This is a genomic window from Bauldia sp., assembly GCF_965232525.1.
Taxonomy (GTDB): Bacteria; Pseudomonadota; Alphaproteobacteria; order Rhizobiales; family Kaistiaceae; genus Bauldia.
Genome location: NZ_OZ246980.1, coordinates 3,828,743 through 3,852,201, shown reverse-complemented (window position 1 = coordinate 3,852,201; position 23,459 = coordinate 3,828,743). Strand labels below are relative to the sequence as shown.

Genomic DNA, 23,459 nt, shown 5'->3' with positions numbered 1-23,459 from the left:
CACCGTCGGCAACGTCGAGCCAACCGCGGACCGTTGAACAATCCTCCGGCGACGCGATGCGGACGCATCGCCGGCATCGCAACAAACGCACCATAACGAATTCGGACACGCGTCGTCGACGCGTCGGGGGCGCCGGTTCGCCGGCAGCATTCATCGAGACCGTCATCCAGAAAGGAACGACAGCATGTCCCAACACCCCCCTCCCGCATCGGCCGTGGCGCCTGAAGTGAAGTCGGCGGAGACCGATCTCACCTCGGCGTTCGACGAATTCCGCCGAACATTTGAAGATTTTAAGGACGGCAACGACGACCGGCTGAACCAGATCGAACGGAAGCTCACCGCCGACGTGGTGACGGTCGAGAAAGTCGATCGGATCAACCGCGCCCTCGACGAACAGAAGCGTGCCGTCGATCACCTGGTCCTGGCCGGCCGGCGGCCGCCACTCGGCATCGACACACCGCGCACGATCGCGTCGCCCGAACACAAGGCCGCCTTCGAGCGCTACGTGCGCCACGGAAACGAGGACGGACTGAAGCGGCTGGAGTCGAAGACCCTCGCGGTCAGTTCGGACGGTGGCTACACCGTTCCTGACGAGACCGAACGGGAGATCGGTCGCCGCCTTGCCGCCGTCTCGCCGATCCGGGCGATCGCCGGCAACCGGCAGGTCTCGTCGAACGTCTATAAGAAACCGTTCGTGACGACGGGCGCGAATACCGGGTGGGTTGGCGAGACCGCGATGCGGGACGAGACCACGGCGCCGGTGCTGGCCGAACTCTCGTTCCCAGCGATGGAGCTCTATGCGATGCCGGCGGCCACCTCAACGCTGCTCGACGACAGCATTGTCGACATCGATGCGTGGATCGCCGAGGAGGTCGAAACCGCCTTCGCCACCCAGGAAGGGGCAGCGTTCGTCGCCGGTGACGGGGTCAACAAGCCTACCGGTTTCCTGAGCTACACCAACGTTGCCGAGGCCTCCTGGTCGTGGGGCAACATCGGCTACCTGGCGACCGGGGTGGCGGGCGACTTCGCGGCGAGCGATCCCTCCGACCAGCTCGTTGATCTTATCTATGCCCTCAAGGCCGGCTATCGGCAGAACGCCCACTGGGTGATGAACCGGCGGACTCAGGGCGCGGTCCGCAAGTTCAAGGACGTCGACGGCAACTACATCTGGCAGCCCTCGGCGGTGGCTGGCGGGGCGGCGACGCTGATGAATTTCCCGGTCACCGACGCGGAGGACATGCCGGATATCGGCGTCGACGCCATGGCCGTTGCCTTCGGCGACTTCCGTCGCGGCTACCTGGTGGTCGACCGGGTCGGGGTGCGGGTGTTGCGTGATCCCTACTCGAAGAAACCCTGGGTGCTCTTCTACACCACCAAGCGGGTCGGCGGCGGCGTCCAGGACTTCGACGCCCTCAAGCTTCTCAAGTTCGGCACGTCCTGAGCCCCCGCGTCCCTCCCCAGGACACGTGCCGAAAAGGGCGGTCTCGTTTCGACGGGACCGCCCGTCCATCTCCGAAGACTGACCACGCGCAAAGGGACAGGTCATGACCGCTGCTCTGATCACGGGGCCGGCGCTGGAACCGGTATCGCTCGCCGACGCCAAGGCGCATCTCAGGCTCGATACGGCTGACGACGACGGGCTGCTCACCGCGGCAATCGTCGCAGCACGGGTTCACGTCGAGGCCGCGACCCGCCGGCTGCTGATCGAGCAGGCATGGCGGCTCTACTACGACGCCTGGCCGCGCAGTGTGGTGGCCCTGCCCGTGGCACCGCTGATGTCGGTGGACAAGGTCACCGTCTTTGACGCCGCGGGCGCGCCCCAGGTCGTGGCACCCGAGGATTACACCGCCGACGTCGTCTCGGTGCCGGCCCGACTGACGTTGGCAACCTCGGCACCGACGGCGGTGGGGCAGGCCTTCAACGGCATCGAGATCGATGTGACCGCCGGCTATGGCGCGACATCGGTCAACGTGCCGGCGCCGTTGCGCCAGGCGATCCTGATGCTGGTCGCTCATTGGTATGAGCACCGCGGTGCGGTCGGTCACGATCAAGGCGGCGAGACGACACCGCTCGGTTTCGACGCGCTGGTCGCGCCGTTCCGGCTGGTGACGGTATGAGCGATCCGATCCTCGACGCCGGTGCCCTCCGACACCGAATGACGATCGAGTCCGCGGTCGGCGCATCAGACGGCGCGGGTGGCGAGTCGATCGTCTGGAACGCGGTCGCCAGTGTCTGGGCGCGGATCAGGCCGCTCGACGAGACCGAGAGGATCATCGCCGGTCATGTGACCGGCGTGGTCACCCACACCGTCACCATGCGGCATCGCGCCGACATCGCCGGCGGCATGCGGATCGTCTACCGGGGCCGGGTGTTTCGCGTGCTCGTGGCGTCCGACCCGGACGAGACACGACGCTTTACCATCGCCCGGGTCGAGGAGGAAACGCCATGACGGGGCGCGGCTTTCCGGGCCGGACGGTGGCGCAGCGCGTGACGGCGTCGGCCGCTCCGGCAATCGACCGGGCCGTGCGGGCACACACCGAGGACCTGGCCCGGCAGCTCGATGACACCGGCGGCCGGACCACGATCCTGCGCCGCGGTCCGGGCGCTTACCGGATCGTCATGCCGGCGGCGCGATCGACCGACGACGAGGACATCCGATGACCCATCCGGCACTTGCCCTGCAGGCGGCGGTCCGCGCCGCGCTGATTGCCGACTCCGGGGTCGGCGCGTTGGTTGGTGATCGCATCTACGACGAACCACCGCGCGGGCCGACCTTTCCCTATGTCAGCTTCGGCGAGGCGCGCGCCTCCGACTGGAGCACCGGGACCGAAACCGGGGCCGAGCACCGCCTGGTGCTCAACGTCTGGTCAAGGCATCGGGGCAAGGCCGAGTGCTGGGCGATCGTCGAGGCGCTACAGGCGATCCTCGACGACGCGGCGCTCACCCTCGACGGACATCGCCTCATCAATCTGCGGTTCGAGACGGCGGACGTGCGCCGCGACCGCGACCGGATCACCTGGACCGCCAGCGTGCGGTTTCGGGCGGTGACGGAACCGCTCTGAGCCGCGACGCGGTCGCGGACGACACTTAACGAGGACTGGCTTCATGGCAGCGCAAAAGGGGAAGGACCTCCTTCTCAAGATCGACACCACCGGGGGCGGGGTCTTCTCCACGGTCGCCGGATTGCGGTCGCGGCAGATCGCCTTCAACGCCGAGAGCGTCGACGTCACCGACGCCGAGTCCACCGGCCGGTGGCGCGAGCTGCTGGAGGGCGCAGGCGTGCGCCGGGCGAGTCTCTCCGGCTCGGGCATCTTCAAGGACGCCGCGACCGACGCGACGGTGCGCCAGGTGTTCTTCGACGGCACGCTCCGCAACTGGCAGATCGTGGTGCCCGACTTCGGCACCCTCGAGGGGCCGTTCCAGATCATCGCGCTCGAATATGCCGGCGAACACAACGGCGAACTGGCCTACGAGCTGGCGCTGGAGTCGGCCGGTGCCATCTCCTTTGTCGCGGCATGAGCGTGGCCAACCGACAGCGGGGCGAGGTCGAGGCGGTGCTCGACGGGAAACCGTGGGTGCTCTGCCTGACGCTGGGTGCTTTGACCGAACTCGAAGCGGCACTTGATGCGCCGGATCTGATGGCGCTGGCGCGGCGGTTTGAGGCCGGCCAACTGACGGCGGCCGACGCGGTGCGGGTCATCGGCGCCGGCTTGCGCGGCGCGGGCAATGACATCGACGATGCCTCGGTCGCGCGGATGCGGGCGGATGGCGGCGCGGCCGGTTTCGTCGCGATCGTCGCCGACCTGCTCACCGCGACATTCGGCGCCGCTGCCGGTGATGGCTGACGGGCGGTTTCCCTGGCGGGCGATGATGGCGCTCGGGTTTGGGCGTCTCGCTCTGTCGAGCCAGGCTTTCTGGGCGATGACCCCGCGCGAACTCGCGGCAGCCGCCGACACGGTGTTCGGCCCGTCATTCGAACCGCCGGCGCGGTCCGACCTCCACCACCTGATGCAACGATTTCCAGACAGGACGGCCGATGGTCACGCCCAACGAAGACATCACGATTGACGTCACCGCGAACACCCAGCCGTTTACGGCGAAGCTGACCGAGCTGAGCCGTCAGGCGTCGGTGTTCTCGACGACGATCACCGGCGCGTTCCGCGCCGCGATTGCTGGCGGACGAGACTTCGAAAGCGTCCTCAGAGCGCTGGCGCTGCGGCTCGCGACAATCGCGTTCGACCGAGCGCTGCAGCCGCTTTCCAACATCATCGGCGGTGCGATCGGCGGGGTCTTCGCCGGGACGGGACTGGCGCGCGGCGGAATCATCGCCGGCGGCGCGCTGAAACCGTTCGCCCGCGGCGGAGTGACCGCCGGCCCGACGCTATTTCCGCTCCGCGGCGGCCTTGGCCTGGCCGGCGAAGCAGGGGCGGAAGCGGTCCTGCCGTTGGCGCGCGGCAGCGACGGCCGCCTCGGGGTCGCCAGCACCGACGGGCAGCGCCCGATCGCGGTCACCGTCAACGTAACCACGCCGGACGCCCAGAGCTTCGCCAAGGCCGAGACGCAGGTCACCGCCATGCTGGCGCGGGCGGTCGGCCGCGGACGGCGGGGGCTCTAGACATGCCCGCGCTCACGCCTTTTCACGAAGTGCGCTTTCCGACCGCAATCGCGTTCGGTTCGGCCGGCGGGCCGGAACGGCTGACCGAGGTCGTAACCCTCGGGTCCGGCCATGAGGAGCGCAACAGCCGTTGGGCTGACTCGCGGCGACGCTACAACGCCGGTTACGGCGTCCGGTCGATCGACGACCTGCACGCGGTGATTGGGTTCTTCGAGGAGCGGCGCGGACGGCTCTACGGTTTCCGCTGGCGCGACCGGGTCGACTTTTCCTCCGCCGCGACTCCCGGTGCGACGGTCGCCCCGACCGATCAGACCATCGGCAATGGCGACGGGACGACCGCCAACTTCCAGCTCGTCAAGACCTACGGCGCGCTGCACGCGCCCTACCAGCGAACCATCGCCAAACCGGAAAGCGGCACGGTGCGGGTCGCGGTCGACGGGATCGAGCAGACCGAAATCACCGACTGGACCTGCGATATCACCACCGGCCTCGTGACGTTCCAGCCCGGCTCGATTCCGGCCGGCGGCACCGTCATCAGCGCCGGCTTCGCGTTCGACGTTCCGGTGCGCTTCGACACAGATCGCCTCGATATCAACCTCGCCAGTTTTGCCGCAGGCGACATCCCGTCGATCCCGCTGGTGGAGATCCGGCTTTAGGGGGCGTAACACCCGGGGGTACTTGCGTTTGACGAGATTCACCGACTCCAAAGACTGTTCCCTCAATGTCTGCCCTGTAGTCTTCGCCAAGGAGGGACGATCGGCGGCAACAGGAGGCGCAGGTGAAGATCGTTTCGACAACACACGCCACGCTCAATTCGCTGCTCTATGTGAAGGACCCCCGCAGCGAAGATTATCCTGAAATCGGCGGCCCAAAATCGACATCGATCTGGGTCAGGCCTTCATGCATCGCTGTCAGCTGTCTGCCCGACAACGACGGCGATACAGCGATCACGATTGGACCGTCAGCGGAGATGGTTCCTGACACGACGCTGCTTTTCGACGGGTGGATCGAGACACCCAGCAACCGGATCGTCGTCACCACCGTCCTCGATGAAGAGGTATTGGGTGTCGGTGTGCCCAGCGAGCGCACACGACTACGAATTTGGACAGACGGATATCAAGACACTAAGCGCGTCACGATTGGCGTTGGGTGAGGAGAAGCGACACGCCCCTCCAGATCGCCGGCGCAACCGGGTGTACAACTGTTTTTAGTGAACGCGGAGGCCCCATCGTGGAAACACCAGTTGCCTGCCACGTGATCAGATGCTCGATGCGGAGTGCACGCGAACTCCAGGACCTCCTGCCGCTGACCAAAACACACTGCGATCCGACTGAGTACGAAGCGTGCGCCAAGGCGATCGCATCGGTTGTCGCCGAGATCGGCCTGGGCCTGTAGAAAACCGTGTTCGACAACAATCCGGAAGTGAAGGCCGAGGTGGAGGAGGCCGTCAATCGCTAAGGAGTCTACACGTGACGCGACCGGGGGCGAGATGAAAGCGGTATCAACGAAGGTGCCCGTGCTGAACGCGCTGGTCTATTTCAGGGATCCGGCAAGCAACGACGACCCTGAAATCGATGGCAAGAAGCGCCCCCGGATTTGGGCGACATCTTCGTGTGTTGCGGCTGGTTGCCTGCCCGACAGCGAGGGCGATACCGAGATCGTCATGGGCCCGTCCGGGGACGTGACGCCTGACAAGCAATTGCTGTTCGATGGTTCGCTGGAGACGCCCAGCCGGCGACTGATCGCCGAACTCGTTGTCGATCGGGAGATATTGCGGGTCGAGGTTCCGAATACGATCACCCACCTGCAGATCTGGACCGACGGAACCAATGCCAGCGAGCGAATCACAGTCGGCATCGACTGACACGATCGTCCGTTGTGAACCGTGAGGCCGTTCCGGTCGCCGCCATCGCGTCCGCAATCGTGATCGGCGGCGCTGCGAGACCCTAACCCGAGAGACATCCCATGCGTGAGATCGATCCGGCTCTGGCCGCCCACCTGGCGGCCGGCGTGACGACGCTGTGCCATTGCTGGCGGATCAAGCGGACCGACGGAACCGTCCTCGGCTTCACCGACCACGATCGGCCGGTGTCGTTCAGCGGCACAGACTACGAGCCGGTGTCCGGCTTCGACGCTAGCGAGGCGGTCAGTGCCACCGGGTTCGCGGTGGGCGGCATGGAGGTGGCCGGAGCGCTGTCTTCCGACCGGCTCGATGCCGATGACCTGGCGGCCGGCCGTTACGACCACGCCGAGGTCCAAGTCTATCGGGTCAATTGGCAGACGCCGTCCGAGCGGCAACTGTTGCGCAAAGGCCATCTGGGCGAAGTAGTCCGCGAGGACGGCGCCTTCCGGGCCGAGGTCCGTGGTCTGGCGGCGCAGCTCGACGAGACGCGTGGCCGCGCCTTCCGTCCGACCTGCGACGCGGATGTCGGCGATGCCCGGTGCGGCGTCAATCTCGATCACGCCGACTACAGGGCAACGGGCTCCGTTGTGTCGGCCGACGACCGACGGCGATTCTCGGCCACCGGGCTCGACGGCTTCGAGACCGCCTGGTTCGACCGCGGTCTGTTGACCTGGACCGGCGGCGACAACGCCGGGCAGGGCGCGGAGGTGCGCGCCCACCGCAGACAAAGCGGCGATGCGATCATCGAACTCTGGCAGCCGATGCACGCTGTGATCGCGCCGGGCGACGCCTTCGCGATGACCGCGGGCTGCGACAAGCGGTTCGAAACCTGTCGAAAGAAATTCGACAACGGATTGAATTTTAGAGGCTTTCCCCACATGCCAGGCAACGACTTCACGCTCTCCTACGCGCGCCAGGGCGACGGCAATAACGGCAAGCCGGTGATCGAATGAGCGGGTCAGTTCTGACCCGGGCTGCGGTGGTGGCGGCCGCCGAGAGCTGGGTGGGCACACCCTACCGGCACCAGGCGTCGCTGAAAGGCGTCGGCTGCGACTGCCTCGGTCTGATCCGCGGGGTGTGGCGGGACCTAGTCGGGCCGGAGCCCGAGCCGCTGACGCCTTACACGCCGGACTGGACCGAAGCCCACGGTGAAGAGACGCTCGCCGCCGCGGCCGGGCGGCACCTGTGTCCCGCTGCGCTCGACGCGGCGCGCGACGGTGACGTGCTGCTGTTCCGCTGGCGCCCGACGCTACCCGCCAAACATGCGGCGATCGTCGCGAACGATGGCCGCATGATTCACGCGCAGCAGGGGGCCGCTGTCGCTGCCGTGGCGCTGAGCCCGTGGTGGCGGCGACGCGCCGCCTTTGCTTTTTCGTTTCCGGGGATCACCGACTGATGGCGACGCTCCTCCTTTCCACGGCCGGCGCGGTGGTCGGCGGCCTGTTCGGCCCGGTCGGCGTCGCGATCGGGCGCGCCGCCGGCGCGATCGCCGGCTACGCCATCGACCAGTCGCTGTTCGGGCCCGAGCAGCAGACGCTGGAAACCGGCCGGCTCTCCGACCTCGATGTCCAAAGTTCGCGCGAGGGCGCGCCGATGCCGCGCGTCTACGGCCGCGTCCGAGTCGCCGGTCAGGTGATATGGGCGACGCGCTTCGAGGAGGAGGTGACCGAGGAGACCACCGGCGGAGGCGGGAAAGGGGGCGGCGGTGGTGGCGGCAACGAGACCACAATCAAACGCTACAGCTACTACGCCAACTTCGCCGTCGGCCTGTGCGAGGGCAAGATCGACCGGGTCGGTCGCGTCTGGGCCGACGGGCGTCCGTTCAACATGGCCGGCGCAAACGTGCGGATCTACGAGGGCGGGGAGGGTCAGGATCCCGACAGCCTCATCGAAGCCAAGCAGGGTAGCAACAAGACACCGGGCTATCGCGGGACGACGTATGTTGTCTTCGAGCGGCTGCCGCTGGAGAAATTCGGCAACCGCATTCCGATGCTGTCGTTCGAGGTCATTCGCTCCGTCGGGCGGCTTGAGAAGAAGGTGCGCGGGATTACCATGATCCCCGGCGCCACCGAATTCGGCTACTCGCCGACGCCGGTCAAGGAGATCAAGAAACCCGGTCACCGGGTGCCGCTCACCCGGCACACCGACCGCGCCCAGACCGACTGGGATGCATCGGTCGGCGAACTGAAGGCGCTGTGTCCGAACCTATCGAGCGTCGGTCTCGTCGCGACCTGGTTCGGCGACGATCTACGCGCCAATCACTGCACCATCCAGCCGGGCGTCACGACACGGACCATCGAGACGACGGTCGCCTGGCGGGCGGCCGGGTTGACCCGAGCCACCGCGCGACTGGTGAGCGAACATCAGGGCCGGCCGGCCTATGGCGGGACACCGAGCGATGCCTCGCTGATCGCGGCGATGCGCAATCTCGACAACCGGGGCCTCAAGGTCCTGTTCATCCCGTTCATCATGATGGACATCCCGAGCGGGAATGGGCTGAACGATCCCTATGGCGGGGCCGAGCAGGCGACTTATCCGTGGCGCGGGCGGATCACCGCATCGAAGGCGCCGGGGCAGCCGGGCTCGCCGGACAAGACCGGCGCGGCGGCGGATCAGGTGGCGAGTTTCGTCGGCACGGCGACACCGGGCGACTTCTCGCTGAACGGTGACACGGTCGTCTACACCGGTCCGAACGAGTGGTCCTACCGTCGGCTCATCCTGCACAATGCGTATCTGTGCAAGGCGGCCGGCGTGGTCGACGCGTTCCTGATCGGGTCGGAGATGCGGGGCCTCTCCACGTTGCGCTCTAGCGCATCCGATTATCCGTTCGTCGATGCCCTGGTCGATCTGGCGACGGATGTCCGCACCGTGCTCGGATCGTCGGTGCGGCTCTCCTACGGGGCCGACTGGAGCGAGTATTTCGGCCACCAGCCCGACGACGGATCGGGCGACGTCTACTTCCATCTCGATCCGCTGTGGGCGAGCAGCGCAATCGACGCCATCGGCATCGACAACTACATGCCGCTCGCCGACTGGCGCGACGGCAGCGGCCATCTCGACGGGGCGACCTGGGACAACGGACGGAGCACGGCGTATCTCAGGACCAACGTCGCCGGCGGCGAAGGATTCGACTGGTACTACGTCAACAAATCGAACCGGAACGATCAGGTCCGCACCGCGATCACCGACGGCGCGCACGGCAAGCCGTGGGTGTTTCGCTACAAGGACCTGAAGAACTGGTGGCAGAACCAGCACGTCAATCGCCCCGGCGGAACCGAAGCCGGCGGCCCGACCGCCTGGGTGCCGGAGAGCAAGCCGATCTGGTTCACCGAGGTCGGCTGTCCCGCGGTCGACAAGGGCGCCAACCAGCCGAACGTCTTTCCCGATCCGAAGTCGTCGGAGAGCGCTGTTCCATACTATTCGACCGGCGCGCGCGACGACCTCATCCAGCGTCGTTTCCTCGAGACGATGCTCACCTATTTCGACCCGGACGACACCGACTATGTCGGCGGGAGCAACCCTTCGGCATCCGGCTACAGCGGTCGGATGCTCGAACAAGACATGAGCCATGTCTGGACCTGGGATGCGCGCCCGTTTCCGGCCTTTCCATATCTGCTCGACATCTGGTCGGACGGGGAGAACTGGGACACGGGGCACTGGGTTACCGGGCGGCTGGGGTCGGCGCCGGCATCCGAACTCGTCAAGCAAATCCTCAAGGATTACGGAATCGCGGACTACGATGTCGGCGAGCTCGACGGGGTGATCGACGGCTACCTGGTCGACAACATCGTTTCCGCGCGCCGGGCGCTCGAACCGCTTGCCGCGCTGATGATGTTCGAAGCGTTCGAGACCAGCGACGCGATCCGTTTCGTCCGGCGCGGGCGTAAGGCGGCGACGGCGATTGGCGAGGGCGATCTCGCCGAGGACGAAAGCGCGCCGCTGGTCACCGTCCGCCGGGCGCAGGAAAGCGAGCTTCCGGCGGAGATCTCCATCGGTTTTGACGATCCGCTCGCCGACTATCGCGCCACGGCGACGACGGCACGCCGTCTGGTCACAGGCAGCGGACGCACGCAGGTTCGGGCGACGACCGCCGCGATGGGGCATGCAGTCGCCAACGGGTTGGCGGAGTCGATCCTGCAGGACCTCTGGGCGGGGCGGGAGACCTACAGCTTTGCGCTGGCTGGCAGCGCGCTCGGACTCGAGCCGGCCGACATCTGCGATGTCGACGCGGACGGGGTTAGCCGCACCGTGCTCGTAACCCGGGTCGAAGACGCGCTGGTTCGCCGGATCGAAGGCCGCAGCATCGAGCCGTCGATCATCACCGCCGCCCCGGGTGGCGCGCGGGTCATCCTGCCGTCTCCGGGTCCGTTTCCGTCGCAGCCGGCGATGGTGTTCATGGACCTGCCGCTGCTGACCGGCGAGGAGACGCCATTCGCACCACGGACGGCGGCGTTCGCAGAGCCCTGGACGGGGCCGGTGGCGATTGCGCTCGGAACGACCGACAGCGGGTTCGTCGCCCGGCAAGCGATCGAGCGTCGGGCCGTGATCGGCGAACTGGAAGCGGCGCTCAGCTCCGGACCAGTGGGGCGCTGGGACATGGCCAGCGCGATCGAGGTGCAGCTTTATGGCGGCGCGTTGGCAGGCCTTCCGGACCTCGCCGTGCTCAACGGCGGCAATGCCGCGGCCATCGGGAGCACGGCGACCGGCTTCGAGGTGATCCAGTTCCGGACCGCAACGCTGGTCGACACGGACCGCTGGCGCCTGGAAGGGCTGCTGCGCGGCCAGGCCGGCACCGGCGATGTTGCGGCTGCCGGGCACGCGGTCGGCGCCACGTTCGTTCTGCTCGACGGCGCGATCGAACCGCTGGAGATCAGCGAGGCGGAATCGACGTTGTCGCTCACCGCCCGCTGCGGTCCGGCGGGCGCGGTCTACGATCCGGAAGATTTCGTCGATGTCGAACTTGTACCCGCGCGGCGCGGGCTGACGTGCCTGCCGCCGGTGCATCTGACCGCGGTCCGCCAGTCCGGTTCCAATGACGTCGCCGTCGGATGGATTCGCCAGACCCGGATTGGCGGCGACCCCTGGGAGCCGGTCGAAGTGCCGCTCGGCGAGACCGCGGAATCATACCTGGTGACGGTCCTCGACAACGGTGCCACGGTCCGCACCGCGACGGTGTCGGAGCCGGCCTGGGTTTACCCGACCACCGATCAGGTTTCCGACTTCGGCGCACCGCCCGTTCAACTCACCCTTCGTCTGCAACAGATCAGCCCGACCGAGGGACCCGGGCTGGCGCTCGAGAGGACCCTCGATGTCTGATCCACTCGCTTCGCCGACGCTCGGCCTGCCGTACCTCGCCGGGGCCCAGGCTCAGAAGCACGTCACTCACAACGAAGCGCTCCGCCGGCTCGACGCCCTGGTGTCGATTACGGTCATCGATTCGACTCTGACCGATCCGCCGGTGAGCCCTGCGGAGGGCGATCGCTACATTGTGCCGGCCGGCGCGACGGGTGACTGGTCCGGACACCAAAACGATGTCGCCGCCTTTCAGGACGGCGCCTGGGCGTTCTATACGCCGTTAGTCGGATGGATCGCCTTCGATCAAGCAGCCTCCGGTGCCCTGGTTTTCAGTGCCGGCGCATGGTCAGGCATCGGCGGGTTCCTGGGTCCGGTGGATCAGTTCGGGATCAACGCCACAGCGGATGCCACCAACCGCCTGGCGGTTCGGTCGAACGCGGTGCTGTTCAATGGTCTGGAGGTCGGGAGCGGCGGCGATGGAGATGTGCGTTTCGTCGTCAACAAGGAGGCGGACGGCGACACCGCCTCTCTTCTGTTTCAGAGCGGTTTTTCAGGACGGGCCGAGGTTGGCCTGGCGGGCGACACCGACTTCGTCTTCAAGGTTTCGGCCAACGGAAGCAGCTGGGTGGAGTCGATCCGGATCGACAAGGATACCGGCGTCTCGACCATCCTTTACGACAATGCGACGTCAGGCCTCACGGCCAGCGATGTTCAAGCCGCCGTCGATGAACTCGCCGCGGAGAAACAGGCGTCGCTCGGTTTCACGCCGCGCGAAGCGCTAAGCGCTGACCGTACGTACTACGTCGATGCGACGCTCGGCAGCGACAGTAACAACGGCCTGTCATTGGGCGCCGGTGCGTTCCTCACGCTGCAGAAAGCCCTGGATGTCTGTGCCACCATCGACTTCAGCGGCTACGCGGTCACTGTCAGGCTGGCGGACGGGACCTATAACGGTGCCCATACCGTGCCCGTGTGTGTTGGACAGGCGACGCGGGAAGACCTCGTGATCGAGGGGAATCCGGTCACGCCGGCGAACGTCATCGTCAACAACAATGCCGGCGGCTTCATCGGCGCGATCCACGTCCCATCCTACGCGCGCTGCACCGTCCAGCATCTGACGATCACGGCCAGCGTCGCCGGTGCGTATGGCCTCTCCTGCGAGACGGGAACGCTCTACATGGGGAGTGGCCTGATCTTCGGGACGGGTGCCACGGTCGCGCACATTGTCGCCTATCGTGGCGGGTTCATCATGATCACCGATGATTACGCGATCACTGCCGGGGCGCCCCGCCACGCCCGCACCGTCGACGGCGGGATCCTGCGCTGCACCGGCAAGACCGTGACGCTCACCGGGACGCCGAACTTCTCCGTCGCGTTCCTCGACATGCTGAACGGTGGCGACATCACTTGGACCGGCGCCACCTTCACCGGGGCCGCCACCGGCAAGGAATATCAGCTTAACTACAACGCCGGATGCAAGATCAACGCGACGGCCGCGGGATACTTCCCGGGCGACGTGGCCGGCACAGCCGACAATGGAGCCGTGATCGCATGAGCCACCACGACGACTTCAACCCTTATGACTGGTTCTGGATCATCGATGGAGACGAGACGCGGGTTTGGTCCAGCGCAGACGGCGCATACCTGGGCATCGCCTCGCCGCGCTATCAGACGTTTATTTCCGCTGGCGGCGTCCCTTCCCGGGCAAACGCCGACGACCTGACGACCTGGCTTGGCGGCTACAAGCTGCCGGGACCGTTGGGCAACCGCTGGCGCGTTCCGACCTACCGCATCCTGCGTCGCCTGGAGGACGCCGATCCAACGGGTGCGCTCGTCGCAGCGGCCGACACTGCGCTCGCCAGCGACCAGACGCTCTGGCGACGGTTCTACACCACGCCGGACATCCGGGCCGACGATCCGGATGCGCTGGCTCTCCTCGGGGTAATCGGTGCCGATCCGGCCGTAATCCTGGCGCCGGATCCCGGCGGCTCCTCCTGACGTCGACAAGCCGCCTTCAGCCGGCTCGACGCGGCACGTTCTTGACCACGGCCGCTGTAGTGTGTTCATGATATGTTCCATCTTCGCTACGAAGTGCCGCAATCGTCGTTGAAGCATCCCCATGAGCGCGACCGCGACCATCCTTCACGCGGATCTGGACGCGTTCTATGCATCGGTCGAGCAGTTGCTCGATCCGTCGCTGCGTGGCAGGCCGATCGCCGTCGGTGGCGGCGTGGTGCTGGCGGCCTCTTATGAAGCCAAGGCGTTCGGTGTGTATGGCGGCATGCCGAGCCGACGGGCGCGGGAACTATGCCCGGAGCTGATCTTTGTCGGCGGTCACTTCGAGGAATACCAGCGGCTTGGCGATGCGGCGATCGCGATCATGGGCGACTACACGCCGCTGGTCGAGCGGATATCGGTCGACGAAGCCTTCGCCGATGTCGCGGGGACGGAGCATCTGTTCGGCGCGGCGGGGGAAGTCGCGGCAAAAATCCGCCGCAGGATCCGCGCGGAACTCGGCCTTCCCATATCGGTCGGCGTGGCGCGGACCAAGCATCTCGCCAAGACCGCGTCGCAAGTCGCCAAGCCCGACGGCCTGGTTCTGGTCGACCCCGAACGCGAGCTTCAGTTCCTCCACCGACTGCCGGTCGAGTTGATGTGGGGCGTCGGACCGGTCGCCAAGGCGCGGCTCGCCGAACAGCACATCCACACGATCGGTGAACTCGCCGCAACGTCGCCGCGTGCCCTCCAACGGCTGCTCGGCCGTGCGGTCGGCGACAAGCTGACCGCGCTCGCCTGGAACCGCGATCCGCGCCAAATCAAGACACGGCATCGCGCCCGGTCGGCCGGGGCGCAGTCGGCGCTCGGCCGCAAGCCGGCGGCCGAGGCTGTGTTCCGTCCCACCTTGCGCCATCTCGCTGACCGCGTCGCCTCCCGCCTGCGGGCGAAAGCGCGATCGGGCCGCACGGTCACCGTCCGGGTCCGCTTTGCCGATCTCCGCGCGGTCACCCGTTCGATCACCCTCCCGCAACCGATCGCGACGACGACCACCCTGGCGGAGATCGCCGAGGATTTGGTCCGCATTGCGCTGGCCGAGCACCCGAAGGAGCCTTTCATCTCTCTGTTGGGGATCTCCGTTTCCCATCTTGAGACCGAAGCGGCGCTTCAGCTCGATCTACCGCTCGACCTGACCGGAGAAGAGCGCCGCCCAGGAAGCCGGCGCGGCGCGGCGCGATGGCTGGCGGACAGGGCGGTGGATTCGATCCGCGAGCGGTTCGGCCGCGACTCGGTGGGCTACGGCTCCGTGGTTCTCGGTCGCGCGGGGTCGGTGCCGGACGGGTTCCGCGAACTGGCTGAGAAGGAACTCTGACGCCGGTTTTCGGAGCCGAGCGCCTGGCCCGCGAGCGACTCGTCAGCCGCCGCCTGGGCTCTTAAGATACGCGCGGTGCCGCCTGGCGGCGCGTCCTGCTCCGGGCCCGTGTGGATGAACCAGACAACTCCCGCCGCTTTCCTTCCCGCCATCCGACGTCCGTTGTGATCGGCGAGCGCTTCCAGAGCCCGTCGGCGGCCGACACCGGCCGCCCATTCAGCCCGCATTCAGCATCCGCTTCCTATCTAAGCCGCATGGTAAGGACGATGCTGCCCTCCCTTTTGCTCGGAATGGCATTGCTCACAACGGGTCTGACGACGACGGACATGACCGCCCAAGCGGCCGGTTGCCTGTCCGCCGGCGAAGCCCGTGCGGCCGTGCAATCCGGGCAAGTGATGGCGTTATCCCGTATGCTCGGGCAGATTCGCGCCTCGGCCGGCGGAGAAATCCTGCCGCCGCCCAAGCTCTGCGAACGCGGAGGCCGGCTTGTCTATATGGTGAACGTGCTGTCACCGAAGGGGAAGGTGAAGAAGCTCACTGTTGACGCGGCCAACGGTCGTATTCTCAAGCAGTAGCGACGACGGAAGGAAGCGGCGATGCGGGTTTTGGTTGTCGAAGACGACGCCGATCTCAATCGGCAGCTTGTCGACGCCTTCAAGGAGGCCGGATACGCGGTCGATGCGGCGACCGACGGCGAGGACGGTCACTTCCTCGGTGACACGGAGCCCTATGACGCGGTGGTGCTCGACATCGGGCTGCCGCAACTCGACGGCATCAGCGTGCTCGAACAATGGCGTCGCGCCGGTCGTACCATGCCGGTGCTGATCCTTACCGCGCGCGACCGCTGGAGCGACAAGGTTCAAGGCATCGACGCAGGCGCCGATGACTATGTCGCCAAGCCGTTCCACATCGAGGAAGTCCTGGCCCGGGTCCGCGCGCTGGTTCGCCGCGCCGCCGGTCACGCTTCCAACGAGATCGAGTGCGGGCCCGTGCGCCTCGACGCGCGTTCCAATCGCGTGACGGTGGAAGGCAATCCGGTCAAGCTCACCTCGCACGAATACAAGGTGCTGGAATATCTGATGCTCCACCGCGACCGGGTCGTATCACGGACCGAGCTGATCGAGCACCTCTACGACCAGGATTTCGATCGCGATTCCAATACGATCGAGGTGTTTGTTGGACGACTTCGCAAGAAGGTCTCCGCTGAACTGATCGAGACCGTCCGGGGTCTTGGCTATCGCGTCACCGCACCCGGTGATGCGCCGTAACTCACTCTCCTTCCGCCTCATCGCCGCCGCTTCGCTGTGGAGCGTCGTTGCCCTCGTCGCGGCCGGCCTGATCCTCACCTCCCTCTATCGCCAGACGGTCGAACGCGCCTTCGACGACCGGCTGAGCGTCTATCTGCGTACACTCGTGGGCAGCCTCGCCGATCAGGATCCGGACTATCTCGAACAACCGGGAAACCTGGGTGAGCCACGGTTCGAGCTGACCTACTCCGGCTGGTACTGGCAGGTTCGGGAAGCCAACGGCGGCGAGGTCGTGCTCGCCTCGGAATCTCTCTTCACCGATGTCATCGAGATCGACCAGGCGGCGGACCCGCGCGACGTGAATGGCATGATCGCCGGTGCGTTGGTCGGCCCCGACGACCAGGCGCTGCGGGTCCTGAACCTGACGATCGACCTCGACGATCATCAGTTTGACGTTTTGGTTGCCGGCGATGCCGGCGAGACGGCTGACGCCATCGACAGTTTCCGCCGCAGCGTGTTTCTGACACTCGCCGTGTTCGCCGCGGGGTTGATTCTGGCGACGACGGCGCAAATCCGCTGGGGCCTCAGGCCGCTGGACAACGTTCGCCGCGGTCTGGCGGCGCTGCGCAGCGGCCGGGAGACGCGGTTCGAGGGACCGTTTCCCGCCGAGATCGAGCCGCTGACGAAGGAACTTAACGAACTGCTTGAATCGAACCAGCAGATCGTCGAACGGGCGCGCACCCAGGTTGGCAATCTCGCCCACGCTCTCAAGACGCCGCTCAGCGTCATCACCAACGAGGCCCGCGCGGGACAAGGACCGCTCGCCGACAAGGTGGCCGAACAAGCCGAACTGATGCGATTGCAGGTCAACCACTATCTGGAGCGGGCCCAGATGGCGGCTCGCTCGACCGTCATCGGCGCCATCGCCGAGGTCGAGCCAGCGGTTGCGAGCCTGGTGCGGGCGATGGCCCGGATCCATGGCGACCGCGGCATCGCGCTGACCGCCTCGGTTCCACCGGACGCGCGTTTCAAGGGCGAAAAGCAGGATCTGGAGGAGATTCTCGGCAACTTGGTCGACAACGCGTGCAAATGGGCGCGGTCGTCAGTGACGGTCACCGCAACCTACGAAGCGCCGGACGGCGACGGAAATGGCGGGAGCCTGACGTTATGCATCGACGACGACGGCCCCGGCCTCACCGCCGCGCAGCGGACGGAAGCTACCCGGCGGGGACGGCGGCTCGACGAAACCAAGCCCGGCTCCGGGCTCGGGCTGTCGATCGTCACCGATCTGGTTCAGCTCTACGACGGGACCTTCCGGCTCGAGCAGGCGCCCTCCGGGGGGCTGCGTGCCGAGGTTTCGCTTCCGGCAGCATGAGGCGAAAAACCTCATTTCCGCCATCGTGACATGGGACCCGGCAGTGCCTAGAAATAGTCGAGGTCCGGTGTAGAGGCGGTCGAAGATGGCGCGTTTGAAGGCGCTTGTTGGTGTCGTGTTCAGTGCAATGATGCTTGCCGCGTGTAACCACACGTCAGGTCCAGGCGAAGGTCTCGGTACCGTCGGTGGTGCCGTTGCCGGCGGCGCGGTCGGTGGGGCGGTCAGCGGCGGCGAGCCCGGAGCGGTTGTGGTCGGCGCGGTCGCCGGCGGTGTCATTGGCAACGTGATTGGCGCGGAACTCGACCGCTCGGCACAGCGACGGGCGCGTGACGCCGAACTGCGCGCGCTGGAACACGGACGGACCGGAACCCCCGTCACCTGGCGAAACGGTCGGGTGCGGGGTGAGGTGGTCCCCGGTCCGCGCTATCAGGTCAACGCCTATGACTGCCGGGACTTCACGCATACGGTTTACGGAAGCGGCCAGCCGCAGAGTGTCCGCGGCACCGCCTGCCGTCAGCCGAACGGAACCTGGCAGTCGGTGAGCTGACCGACAACCGCCGCACGACCAGCGAAGAAAAGCGGACGACGAATAGACCGTCACGATGCTCTTTTGGGTGATCATTGCCGTGCTTGCCGTGTCGGCGACGTTGTCGGTGCTGATCCCGCTGCAGCGCAGCCGCGAATCATCGCGTGCTGCCTCGCATGAAGTGTCGGTCTATCGCGATCAACTCGATGAGGTGGATCGCGATCGCGATCGCGGCCTGATCGGGGACGCGGAAGCCGAAGCGGCGCGGACCGAGATCGCCCGACGCCTGATCAAGGCGGATGAACGCCGCGCTGCCGACGCTAAGGCGACACCCTCACGATCGCGGCAAGCCGCCGCGGTCGGTGTCATCGTTGGCGTTCCGGTGGTTGCCGTCGCCTTCTATCTTCTGGTCGGTTCGCCGAACATGCCGGACGCGCCGCTGACGGCAAGGCTGGAAGCGCCGACCGAGGAGCAGGATATCCCGGCCCTGATCGCCCAGGTCGAGACCCATCTCGCCGCCAATCCCGACGACGCGGAGGGCTGGGAGATTCTGGCTCCGATTTACATTCGTCTCGGTCGCTACGACCACGCGGTCGAGGCCTATGGCAACGTCGTGCGCATTCGCGGCAGCAGCGCCGAGCGGGAGTCGGTGCTCGGCGAGGCGATCGTTCGTGCTAACGGCGGGCAGGTGACCGGCGAAGCGCAGGCAGCGTTTCGCCGGGCGTTTGCGCTCGATCCGGCAGCGATCGGCCCGCGATTCTACCTGGCGTTGGCGGATGGACAGGCCGGGCGGACCGAAGAAGCGGTGGAGGCTCTGTCGGCGCTTGCCGCGGAAGCGCCGCCGGGCGCGCCCTGGCTCGGGCCGGTCGAGGCCGCGCTGGCAAATCTCGGCGCGTCGGCGCCGACGCCACGCGGACCAACGGCCGCCGACATTGAGGCCGCAGGGGACTTGTCCACTGATGACCGGCAAGCAATGATCGAAGGTATGGTCGCTGGTCTCGCGGCGCGGCTTGAGGACGAACCCGAGGACGCCCAGGGTTGGGCCCGGCTGGTGCGGTCTTACATGGTCCTTGGTCGGCAGGACGACGCGCTGGCCGCGCTGCAGCAAGCGCGGATCGTATTGGCCGAAGACCCGGCCAAGGTGGCGGTGGTGGACGCCGAGGCCCGCGCGGCCGGCGTCACGGAATGACGACAGTGGAGGTTCGATGACCCGCAAACGACGCCGGCTCACGCTGATCGCCGTCGCCGGTGTGGTCCTGGCCTTCGCCACGGGCCTTATTCTCTATGCGTCGTCCGACCGGTTGACGCTGTTCAATATGCCGAGCGACCTGGCGGCGAAGGATATTCCCGCCGGCACCCGCATCCGGCTTGGCGGGCTGGTGGCCGAAGGCAGTGTCGACAAGAGCACCGACGGCAATGTGAGGTTCGACGTGACCGATGGGGCCGCAACGGTTCCGGTCGCCTATCGCGGCATCCTGCCCGATCTGTTCAGCGAGGGGCAGGGGGTCGTCGCCGAGGGCCTCGTCGGCGCGGACGGCGTGTTCTCGGCCGACACGGTGTTCGCCAAGCATGACGAGCAATACATGCCGCGCGAAATTGTCGATGGGCTTAAGGAGCAGGGCGTGTGGCAGCATGACGAGCCGCCAGCGCCAAGCTCGTAGGCGCCGCTAAGGAGGGGCATCCAAGAATATGGTCGCCGAACTCGGCCACTTCACGCTGATCCTGGCATTCGTTCTGTCGCTTGCGCAGTCGACGATCCCGTTCCGTGGTGCGATGACCGACGACGCGCGGATGATCGCCGTCGGACCGCCGGTGGCGATCGCCCAGTTCCTGTTCGTCGGCCTGGCGTTCGCAGCGCTCGTCCATGCCTACGTTGTCTCCGATTTTTCGGTTCTCAACGTCTACGAGAACTCCCATTCGCTGAAGCCGCTGCTCTACAAGATCACCGGGACCTGGGGGAACCACGAGGGCTCGATGCTCCTGTGGGTGCTGACCCTGGCGCTCTGCGGCGCCATGGTCGCGGTGTTCGGCGGCAACCTTCCGGACAAGCTGAAAGCGCTGGTGATCGCCGTTCAGGGCTGGATCTCGGCGGCGTTTCTGCTCTTCATCCTGCTTACCTCCAACCCGTTCCTGCGGCTGAGCCCGCCGCCGATCGAGGGGATGGACCTCAATCCTATCCTTCAGGACATCGGTCTCGCCATCCATCCGCCGCTGCTCTACGTCGGCTATGTCGGGTGTTCGATCGCGTTCGCCTTCGCCGTCGCGGCGCTGATCGACGGGCGGATCGACGCGGCATGGGCGCGGTGGGTGCGGCCCTGGACGTTGGCGGCCTGGCTGTTCCTGACCCTCGGCATCGCGATGGGCTCGTACTGGGCCTACTACGAACTTGGCTGGGGCGGGTTCTGGTTCTGGGACCCGGTTGAAAACGCGTCGTTCATGCCATGGCTGGCAGCAACCGCGCTGCTCCATTCGGCAATCGTCATGGAGAAGCGCGACGCGCTGAAGATATGGACGGTGCTGCTCGCCATCCTCGCCTTCAGCCTCAGCCTGCTCGGCGCGTTCCTGGTCCGCTCCGGCGTTCTCACCTCGGTGCACACCTTCGCCGCCGATCCCTCGCGCGGCGTCTTCATCCTTTTGATCCTGTGCGTCTTCATCGGCGGTTCGCTCTCGTTGTTTGCCTTCCGTGCCTCGCGCCTGGCACCCGGTGGCGTGTTCGCCCCGATCAGCCGCGAGGGGGCGCTGATCCTCAACAACCTGTTCCTCACAGTGCTGGCGGCGGTCGTGCTGATCGGCACGCTCTATCCGCTGGTGCTCGAGGCTTTGACCGGCACGCGCATCTCGGTCGGCGCGCCCTTCTTCAACCTGATCTTCGTGCCGCTGTCGGTTCCGTTGCTGATCCTCGTGCCGTTCGGGCCGATGCTCGCCTGGAAACGCGGCGATCTGCAGGGGACGATCGAGCGCCTCTATGTCGCGCTTGGCCTTGCCATCCTCGCCGCGATCGTGGCGGCGTTCATCGCGGGCGTTCAGAACATCCTGTCGCTCTTCGGTATTGCGCTCGCCTTTTGGCTGATCGCCGGTGCCTTCACCGAACTGGCGACCCGGTCCAAGTTCGGATCGCTGCCGCTGGCGACAAGCATGCGTCGTCTGGCAGGTCTGCCGCGCTCGGCGCTCGGCACGACGTTGGCGCATGCGGGCCTCGGCGTAACCGTTCTCGGGCTGGTGGCAACGACGACCTGGGAGACCGAAGACATCCTGGCGATGACCCCTGGCGATACGGTCGCGATCGGCTCGCGGACGGTGACTCTTGACGGTTTCGTCGAGCGGCCCGGGCCCAACTATGTCGATATCGTCACCCAGCTCACGGCGACCCGTGGCGATCGGGTGCTGGCGGTAATGGAGCCGACCAAGCGGACCTATCCCGCGCGCGAGACGCAGACGACGGAAGCGGCGATCTCGACGTTCTGGTTCTCGCAGCTTTACATTTCGATCGGCGACATCACACCGGAAGGCGTCGCCACCGTACGCATCTACTGGAAGCCGCTGGTGACGCTCATCTGGCTGGGGACCGTGGTGATGGCCCTCGGCGGACTTCTGTCGCTCAGCGATCGCCGGTTCCGGGTCGGGGCGCCCCGGCCGGCGCGGCGCCCGGCGATGGCGCCAGGGGAGTGACGACTATGGCGGGTCGGATCGTCGCGCTGTTGGCGGCGCTGCTGATGGTGGCGACCCCGGCGGCGGCTGTGCTGCCCGACGAGGTACTGGACGACCCGGCGCTCGAGGATCGGGCGCGGTCATTGTCCACCGAACTCCGATGCATGGTCTGCCAGAACCAATCGATCGACGACTCGGACGCACCGCTCGCCCGCGACCTTCGCATCCTTCTGCGCGAGCGGCTGGTGGCGGGGGACAGCGACACGGAAGTGATGGATTTCCTCGTCGCGCGCTACGGCGAATTCATTTTGTTGAAGCCGCGGGTGACTTCACTCACGGCGTTGTTATGGGCGGCGCCGGTCGTTTTACTTGTGGTCGGTGGCTTTATCACCTACCGGGTCATGGCGCGACGGAAGCCCGCTTCGGCAACGACTGGTCGCCTATCCCAGGACGAGGAGGCCGCGCTGAAGCGCATCCTGTCGAAAGACGACTAGATATCGATAGGAGAAGCCAGTGGCCGCCAACACCGAAAGACTGACCTTCACCGGAAGCAGTGGCGCGGAGCTTGCCGCCCGCCTCGATCTGCCGGAAGGGGAACCGCGTGGCTACGCGCTGTTCGCCCATTGCTTCACCTGCTCGAAGGACGTGCTTGCGGCGCGACGGATCGCCTCCGGCCTCGCCGCGCGCGGCTTTGCCGTTTTGCGATTCGACTTCACCGGCCTCGGCTCGTCGGAGGGCGAGTTCGCGAGCACCAACTTCTCGTCGAACGTTGGCGACCTGCTCAGCGCGGCCGATTGTCTGCGCGAGAAGTATGCGCCCCCGGCGATCCTGATCGGTCATTCGTTGGGCGGCGCCGCGATCCTGTCGGTCGCGTCGCAGGTTCCGGAGGCGAAGGCGGTTGTGGCGATCGGTGCACCGGCCGACGCTCATCACGTGGTGCATAACTTCTCGGCGCATCTGGAGGAGATCGGCGCCGCCGGCGAGGCGGAGGTGACCCTCGGTGGCCGCAACTTCACGATCCGCCAGCAGTTCATCGAAGACCTCAAGGATCAATCGGTCACCGACTGCGCCGCCAACCTGCGCAAGGCGCTGATGATCCTGCATTCGCCTATCGATCAGACGGTGGGGATCGAAAACGCGGCGCGCATCTACACCGCGGCAAAGCACCCCAAGAGCTTTATCTCACTCGACACCGCCGATCATCTGCTGACCGGTGCGGCCGATGCCCGATTCGCGGCCGAGGTGATTGCCGCCTGGGCGTCGCGCTACGTCGCCTGACCACCTTCAACTTTGATCGCAATGATGTGACCAAATTGGATGGAGCGTCTGCGCTCCGTTCTCAAAGCTATTGATTCTAAAAATAAAATAGCGATCAGCCTGCTAGCACATTACCGAAGTTTAATCTCGGCGACAGTCGTCAGTAAGGTTTGGCCGTCCATATTTCGTCGATAGGCGCACGGCGGTGTTGTTCCGGCTACCAGCG

Annotated in this window: 27 protein-coding genes and 1 pseudogene; all 28 read left to right on the top strand. The window is 66.3% G+C overall.

Features of this window, described 5'->3' with window-relative positions; all coding sequences use genetic code 11:
• Positions 1-184 precede the first annotated feature (184 nt).
• Entirely contained in the window at positions 185-1,441 is a 1,257-nt protein-coding gene (locus ACO076_RS18250; protein WP_421724240.1) for a phage major capsid protein, read from the top strand.
• Between the two features lie 103 nt (positions 1,442-1,544).
• The gene (locus ACO076_RS18245) at positions 1,545-2,117 is read left to right on the top strand and encodes a head-tail connector protein (protein WP_421724239.1); all 573 of its coding nucleotides are present in this window, start codon (positions 1,545-1,547) and stop codon (positions 2,115-2,117) included.
• Positions 2,114-2,449, top strand: a complete 336-nt coding sequence (locus ACO076_RS18240; protein WP_421724238.1) for a phage head closure protein — start codon at positions 2,114-2,116, stop codon at positions 2,447-2,449. Before ACO076_RS18245 ends, ACO076_RS18240 begins: the two co-directional genes overlap by 4 nt.
• Positions 2,446-2,661 carry a hypothetical protein gene (locus tag ACO076_RS18235; protein WP_421724237.1) on the top strand — a complete coding sequence of 72 codons (216 nt, stop codon included), beginning with the start codon at positions 2,446-2,448 and terminating at the stop codon, positions 2,659-2,661. Before ACO076_RS18240 ends, ACO076_RS18235 begins: the two co-directional genes overlap by 4 nt.
• Positions 2,658-3,062: a DUF3168 domain-containing protein gene (locus ACO076_RS18230; RefSeq protein WP_421724236.1), complete on the top strand. Its 405-nt coding sequence runs from the start codon at positions 2,658-2,660 to the stop codon at positions 3,060-3,062. Before ACO076_RS18235 ends, ACO076_RS18230 begins: the two co-directional genes overlap by 4 nt.
• A gap of 43 nt (positions 3,063-3,105) precedes the next feature.
• Complete coding sequence (locus tag ACO076_RS18225) at positions 3,106-3,519, top strand: phage major tail protein, TP901-1 family (protein ID WP_421724235.1); 414 nt, start codon at positions 3,106-3,108, stop codon at positions 3,517-3,519.
• On the top strand, positions 3,516-3,845 hold the full coding sequence (locus ACO076_RS18220) for a gene transfer agent family protein (RefSeq protein WP_421724234.1): 330 nt from the start codon (positions 3,516-3,518) through the stop codon (positions 3,843-3,845). Before ACO076_RS18225 ends, ACO076_RS18220 begins: the two co-directional genes overlap by 4 nt.
• Positions 3,838-4,068, top strand: a complete 231-nt coding sequence (locus ACO076_RS18215) for a phage tail assembly chaperone (protein WP_421724233.1) — start codon at positions 3,838-3,840, stop codon at positions 4,066-4,068. The genes ACO076_RS18220 and ACO076_RS18215 overlap by 8 nt, the downstream gene beginning before the upstream one ends.
• Positions 4,037-4,615, top strand: a complete 579-nt coding sequence (locus ACO076_RS18210; protein ID WP_421724232.1) for a phage tail tape measure protein — start codon at positions 4,037-4,039, stop codon at positions 4,613-4,615. The genes ACO076_RS18215 and ACO076_RS18210 overlap by 32 nt, the downstream gene beginning before the upstream one ends.
• A gap of 2 nt (positions 4,616-4,617) precedes the next feature.
• Positions 4,618-5,271: a phage distal tail protein, Rcc01695 family gene (locus tag ACO076_RS18205; protein WP_421724231.1), complete on the top strand. Its 654-nt coding sequence runs from the start codon at positions 4,618-4,620 to the stop codon at positions 5,269-5,271.
• Positions 5,272-5,393: 122 nt separating this feature from the next.
• Positions 5,394-5,768, top strand: a complete 375-nt coding sequence (locus ACO076_RS18200; RefSeq protein ID WP_421724230.1) for a hypothetical protein — start codon at positions 5,394-5,396, stop codon at positions 5,766-5,768.
• Between the two features lie 77 nt (positions 5,769-5,845).
• Positions 5,846-6,010 carry a hypothetical protein gene (locus ACO076_RS18195; RefSeq protein ID WP_421724229.1) on the top strand — a complete coding sequence of 55 codons (165 nt, stop codon included), beginning with the start codon at positions 5,846-5,848 and terminating at the stop codon, positions 6,008-6,010.
• A 94-nt stretch (positions 6,011-6,104) separates the two neighbouring features.
• Positions 6,105-6,479 carry a hypothetical protein gene (locus ACO076_RS18190; protein WP_421724228.1) on the top strand — a complete coding sequence of 125 codons (375 nt, stop codon included), beginning with the start codon at positions 6,105-6,107 and terminating at the stop codon, positions 6,477-6,479.
• 101 nt (positions 6,480-6,580) lie between these two features.
• On the top strand, positions 6,581-7,471 hold the full coding sequence (locus ACO076_RS18185; protein ID WP_421724227.1) for a DUF2163 domain-containing protein: 891 nt from the start codon (positions 6,581-6,583) through the stop codon (positions 7,469-7,471).
• Positions 7,468-7,914 (top strand): NlpC/P60 family protein, encoded by a 447-nt coding sequence (locus ACO076_RS18180; RefSeq protein WP_421724226.1) that lies wholly within the window; start codon positions 7,468-7,470, stop codon positions 7,912-7,914. The genes ACO076_RS18185 and ACO076_RS18180 overlap by 4 nt, the downstream gene beginning before the upstream one ends.
• Positions 7,914-11,834: a baseplate multidomain protein megatron gene (locus ACO076_RS18175; RefSeq protein ID WP_421724225.1), complete on the top strand. Its 3,921-nt coding sequence runs from the start codon at positions 7,914-7,916 to the stop codon at positions 11,832-11,834. The genes ACO076_RS18180 and ACO076_RS18175 overlap by 1 nt, the downstream gene beginning before the upstream one ends.
• A complete protein-coding gene (locus ACO076_RS18170; RefSeq protein WP_421724224.1) occupies positions 11,827-13,368 on the top strand; it encodes a DUF2793 domain-containing protein in 1,542 nt (513 codons plus the stop codon). The genes ACO076_RS18175 and ACO076_RS18170 overlap by 8 nt, the downstream gene beginning before the upstream one ends.
• Positions 13,365-13,811: a hypothetical protein gene (locus ACO076_RS18165; RefSeq protein WP_421724223.1), complete on the top strand. Its 447-nt coding sequence runs from the start codon at positions 13,365-13,367 to the stop codon at positions 13,809-13,811. The genes ACO076_RS18170 and ACO076_RS18165 overlap by 4 nt, the downstream gene beginning before the upstream one ends.
• 121 nt (positions 13,812-13,932) lie before the next feature.
• Positions 13,933-15,180 carry a DNA polymerase IV gene (dinB, locus tag ACO076_RS18160; protein ID WP_421724222.1) on the top strand — a complete coding sequence of 416 codons (1,248 nt, stop codon included), beginning with the start codon at positions 13,933-13,935 and terminating at the stop codon, positions 15,178-15,180.
• Between the two features lie 110 nt (positions 15,181-15,290).
• On the top strand, positions 15,291-15,755 hold the full coding sequence (locus ACO076_RS18155; RefSeq protein ID WP_421724221.1) for a PepSY domain-containing protein: 465 nt from the start codon (positions 15,291-15,293) through the stop codon (positions 15,753-15,755).
• Between the two features lie 21 nt (positions 15,756-15,776).
• A complete protein-coding gene (locus ACO076_RS18150) occupies positions 15,777-16,448 on the top strand; it encodes a response regulator transcription factor (RefSeq protein WP_421724220.1) in 672 nt (223 codons plus the stop codon).
• Positions 16,438-17,802 carry an ATP-binding protein gene (locus tag ACO076_RS18145; protein ID WP_421724219.1) on the top strand — a complete coding sequence of 455 codons (1,365 nt, stop codon included), beginning with the start codon at positions 16,438-16,440 and terminating at the stop codon, positions 17,800-17,802. Before ACO076_RS18150 ends, ACO076_RS18145 begins: the two co-directional genes overlap by 11 nt.
• A gap of 85 nt (positions 17,803-17,887) precedes the next feature.
• Entirely contained in the window at positions 17,888-18,349 is a 462-nt protein-coding gene (locus ACO076_RS18140) for a hypothetical protein (RefSeq protein WP_421724218.1), read from the top strand.
• A 55-nt stretch (positions 18,350-18,404) separates the two neighbouring features.
• Positions 18,405-19,517, top strand: a complete 1,113-nt coding sequence (gene ccmI, locus ACO076_RS18135) for a c-type cytochrome biogenesis protein CcmI (protein ID WP_421724217.1) — start codon at positions 18,405-18,407, stop codon at positions 19,515-19,517.
• A 16-nt stretch (positions 19,518-19,533) separates the two neighbouring features.
• Positions 19,534-19,989, top strand: coding sequence for a cytochrome c maturation protein CcmE (ccmE, locus tag ACO076_RS18130; RefSeq protein WP_421724216.1), 456 nt, complete (start codon positions 19,534-19,536; stop codon positions 19,987-19,989).
• Between the two features lie 28 nt (positions 19,990-20,017).
• Entirely contained in the window at positions 20,018-21,997 is a 1,980-nt protein-coding gene (locus ACO076_RS18125; RefSeq protein ID WP_421724215.1) for a heme lyase CcmF/NrfE family subunit, read from the top strand.
• A gap of 5 nt (positions 21,998-22,002) precedes the next feature.
• On the top strand, positions 22,003-22,470 hold the full coding sequence (locus ACO076_RS18120) for a cytochrome c-type biogenesis protein (protein ID WP_421724214.1): 468 nt from the start codon (positions 22,003-22,005) through the stop codon (positions 22,468-22,470).
• 19 nt (positions 22,471-22,489) lie between these two features.
• Positions 22,490-23,251 (top strand): annotated as a pseudogene (locus ACO076_RS18115) (alpha/beta hydrolase family protein); the annotation flags it as partial.
• Positions 23,252-23,459 lie beyond the last annotated feature (208 nt).

Excerpts from the sequence above, each read along its gene's own strand:
- ACO076_RS18250 (WP_421724240.1), top strand. The coding sequence starts at position 185 with ATGTCCCAACACCCCCCTCCCGCATCGGCCGTGGCGCCTGAAGTGAAG.
- ACO076_RS18245 (WP_421724239.1), top strand. The coding sequence starts at position 1,545 with ATGACCGCTGCTCTGATCACGGGGCCGGCGCTGGAACCGGTATCGCTC.
- ACO076_RS18240 (WP_421724238.1), top strand. The coding sequence starts at position 2,114 with ATGAGCGATCCGATCCTCGACGCCGGTGCCCTCCGACACCGAATGACG.
- ACO076_RS18235 (WP_421724237.1), top strand. The coding sequence starts at position 2,446 with ATGACGGGGCGCGGCTTTCCGGGCCGGACGGTGGCGCAGCGCGTGACG.
- ACO076_RS18230 (WP_421724236.1), top strand. The coding sequence starts at position 2,658 with ATGACCCATCCGGCACTTGCCCTGCAGGCGGCGGTCCGCGCCGCGCTG.
- ACO076_RS18225 (WP_421724235.1), top strand. The coding sequence starts at position 3,106 with ATGGCAGCGCAAAAGGGGAAGGACCTCCTTCTCAAGATCGACACCACC.
- ACO076_RS18220 (WP_421724234.1), top strand. The coding sequence starts at position 3,516 with ATGAGCGTGGCCAACCGACAGCGGGGCGAGGTCGAGGCGGTGCTCGAC.
- ACO076_RS18215 (WP_421724233.1), top strand. The coding sequence starts at position 3,838 with ATGGCTGACGGGCGGTTTCCCTGGCGGGCGATGATGGCGCTCGGGTTT.
- ACO076_RS18210 (WP_421724232.1), top strand. The coding sequence starts at position 4,037 with ATGGTCACGCCCAACGAAGACATCACGATTGACGTCACCGCGAACACC.
- ACO076_RS18205 (WP_421724231.1), top strand. The coding sequence starts at position 4,618 with ATGCCCGCGCTCACGCCTTTTCACGAAGTGCGCTTTCCGACCGCAATC.
- ACO076_RS18190 (WP_421724228.1), top strand. The coding sequence starts at position 6,105 with ATGAAAGCGGTATCAACGAAGGTGCCCGTGCTGAACGCGCTGGTCTAT.
- ACO076_RS18185 (WP_421724227.1), top strand. The coding sequence starts at position 6,581 with ATGCGTGAGATCGATCCGGCTCTGGCCGCCCACCTGGCGGCCGGCGTG.
- ACO076_RS18180 (WP_421724226.1), top strand. The coding sequence starts at position 7,468 with ATGAGCGGGTCAGTTCTGACCCGGGCTGCGGTGGTGGCGGCCGCCGAG.
- ACO076_RS18175 (WP_421724225.1), top strand. The coding sequence starts at position 7,914 with ATGGCGACGCTCCTCCTTTCCACGGCCGGCGCGGTGGTCGGCGGCCTG.
- ACO076_RS18170 (WP_421724224.1), top strand. The coding sequence starts at position 11,827 with ATGTCTGATCCACTCGCTTCGCCGACGCTCGGCCTGCCGTACCTCGCC.
- ACO076_RS18165 (WP_421724223.1), top strand. The coding sequence starts at position 13,365 with ATGAGCCACCACGACGACTTCAACCCTTATGACTGGTTCTGGATCATC.
- dinB (WP_421724222.1), top strand. The coding sequence starts at position 13,933 with ATGAGCGCGACCGCGACCATCCTTCACGCGGATCTGGACGCGTTCTAT.
- ACO076_RS18150 (WP_421724220.1), top strand. The coding sequence starts at position 15,777 with ATGCGGGTTTTGGTTGTCGAAGACGACGCCGATCTCAATCGGCAGCTT.
- ACO076_RS18145 (WP_421724219.1), top strand. The coding sequence starts at position 16,438 with ATGCGCCGTAACTCACTCTCCTTCCGCCTCATCGCCGCCGCTTCGCTG.
- ACO076_RS18140 (WP_421724218.1), top strand. The coding sequence starts at position 17,888 with ATGGCGCGTTTGAAGGCGCTTGTTGGTGTCGTGTTCAGTGCAATGATG.
- ccmI (WP_421724217.1), top strand. The coding sequence starts at position 18,405 with ATGCTCTTTTGGGTGATCATTGCCGTGCTTGCCGTGTCGGCGACGTTG.
- ccmE (WP_421724216.1), top strand. The coding sequence starts at position 19,534 with ATGACCCGCAAACGACGCCGGCTCACGCTGATCGCCGTCGCCGGTGTG.
- ACO076_RS18125 (WP_421724215.1), top strand. The coding sequence starts at position 20,018 with ATGGTCGCCGAACTCGGCCACTTCACGCTGATCCTGGCATTCGTTCTG.
- ACO076_RS18120 (WP_421724214.1), top strand. The coding sequence starts at position 22,003 with ATGGCGGGTCGGATCGTCGCGCTGTTGGCGGCGCTGCTGATGGTGGCG.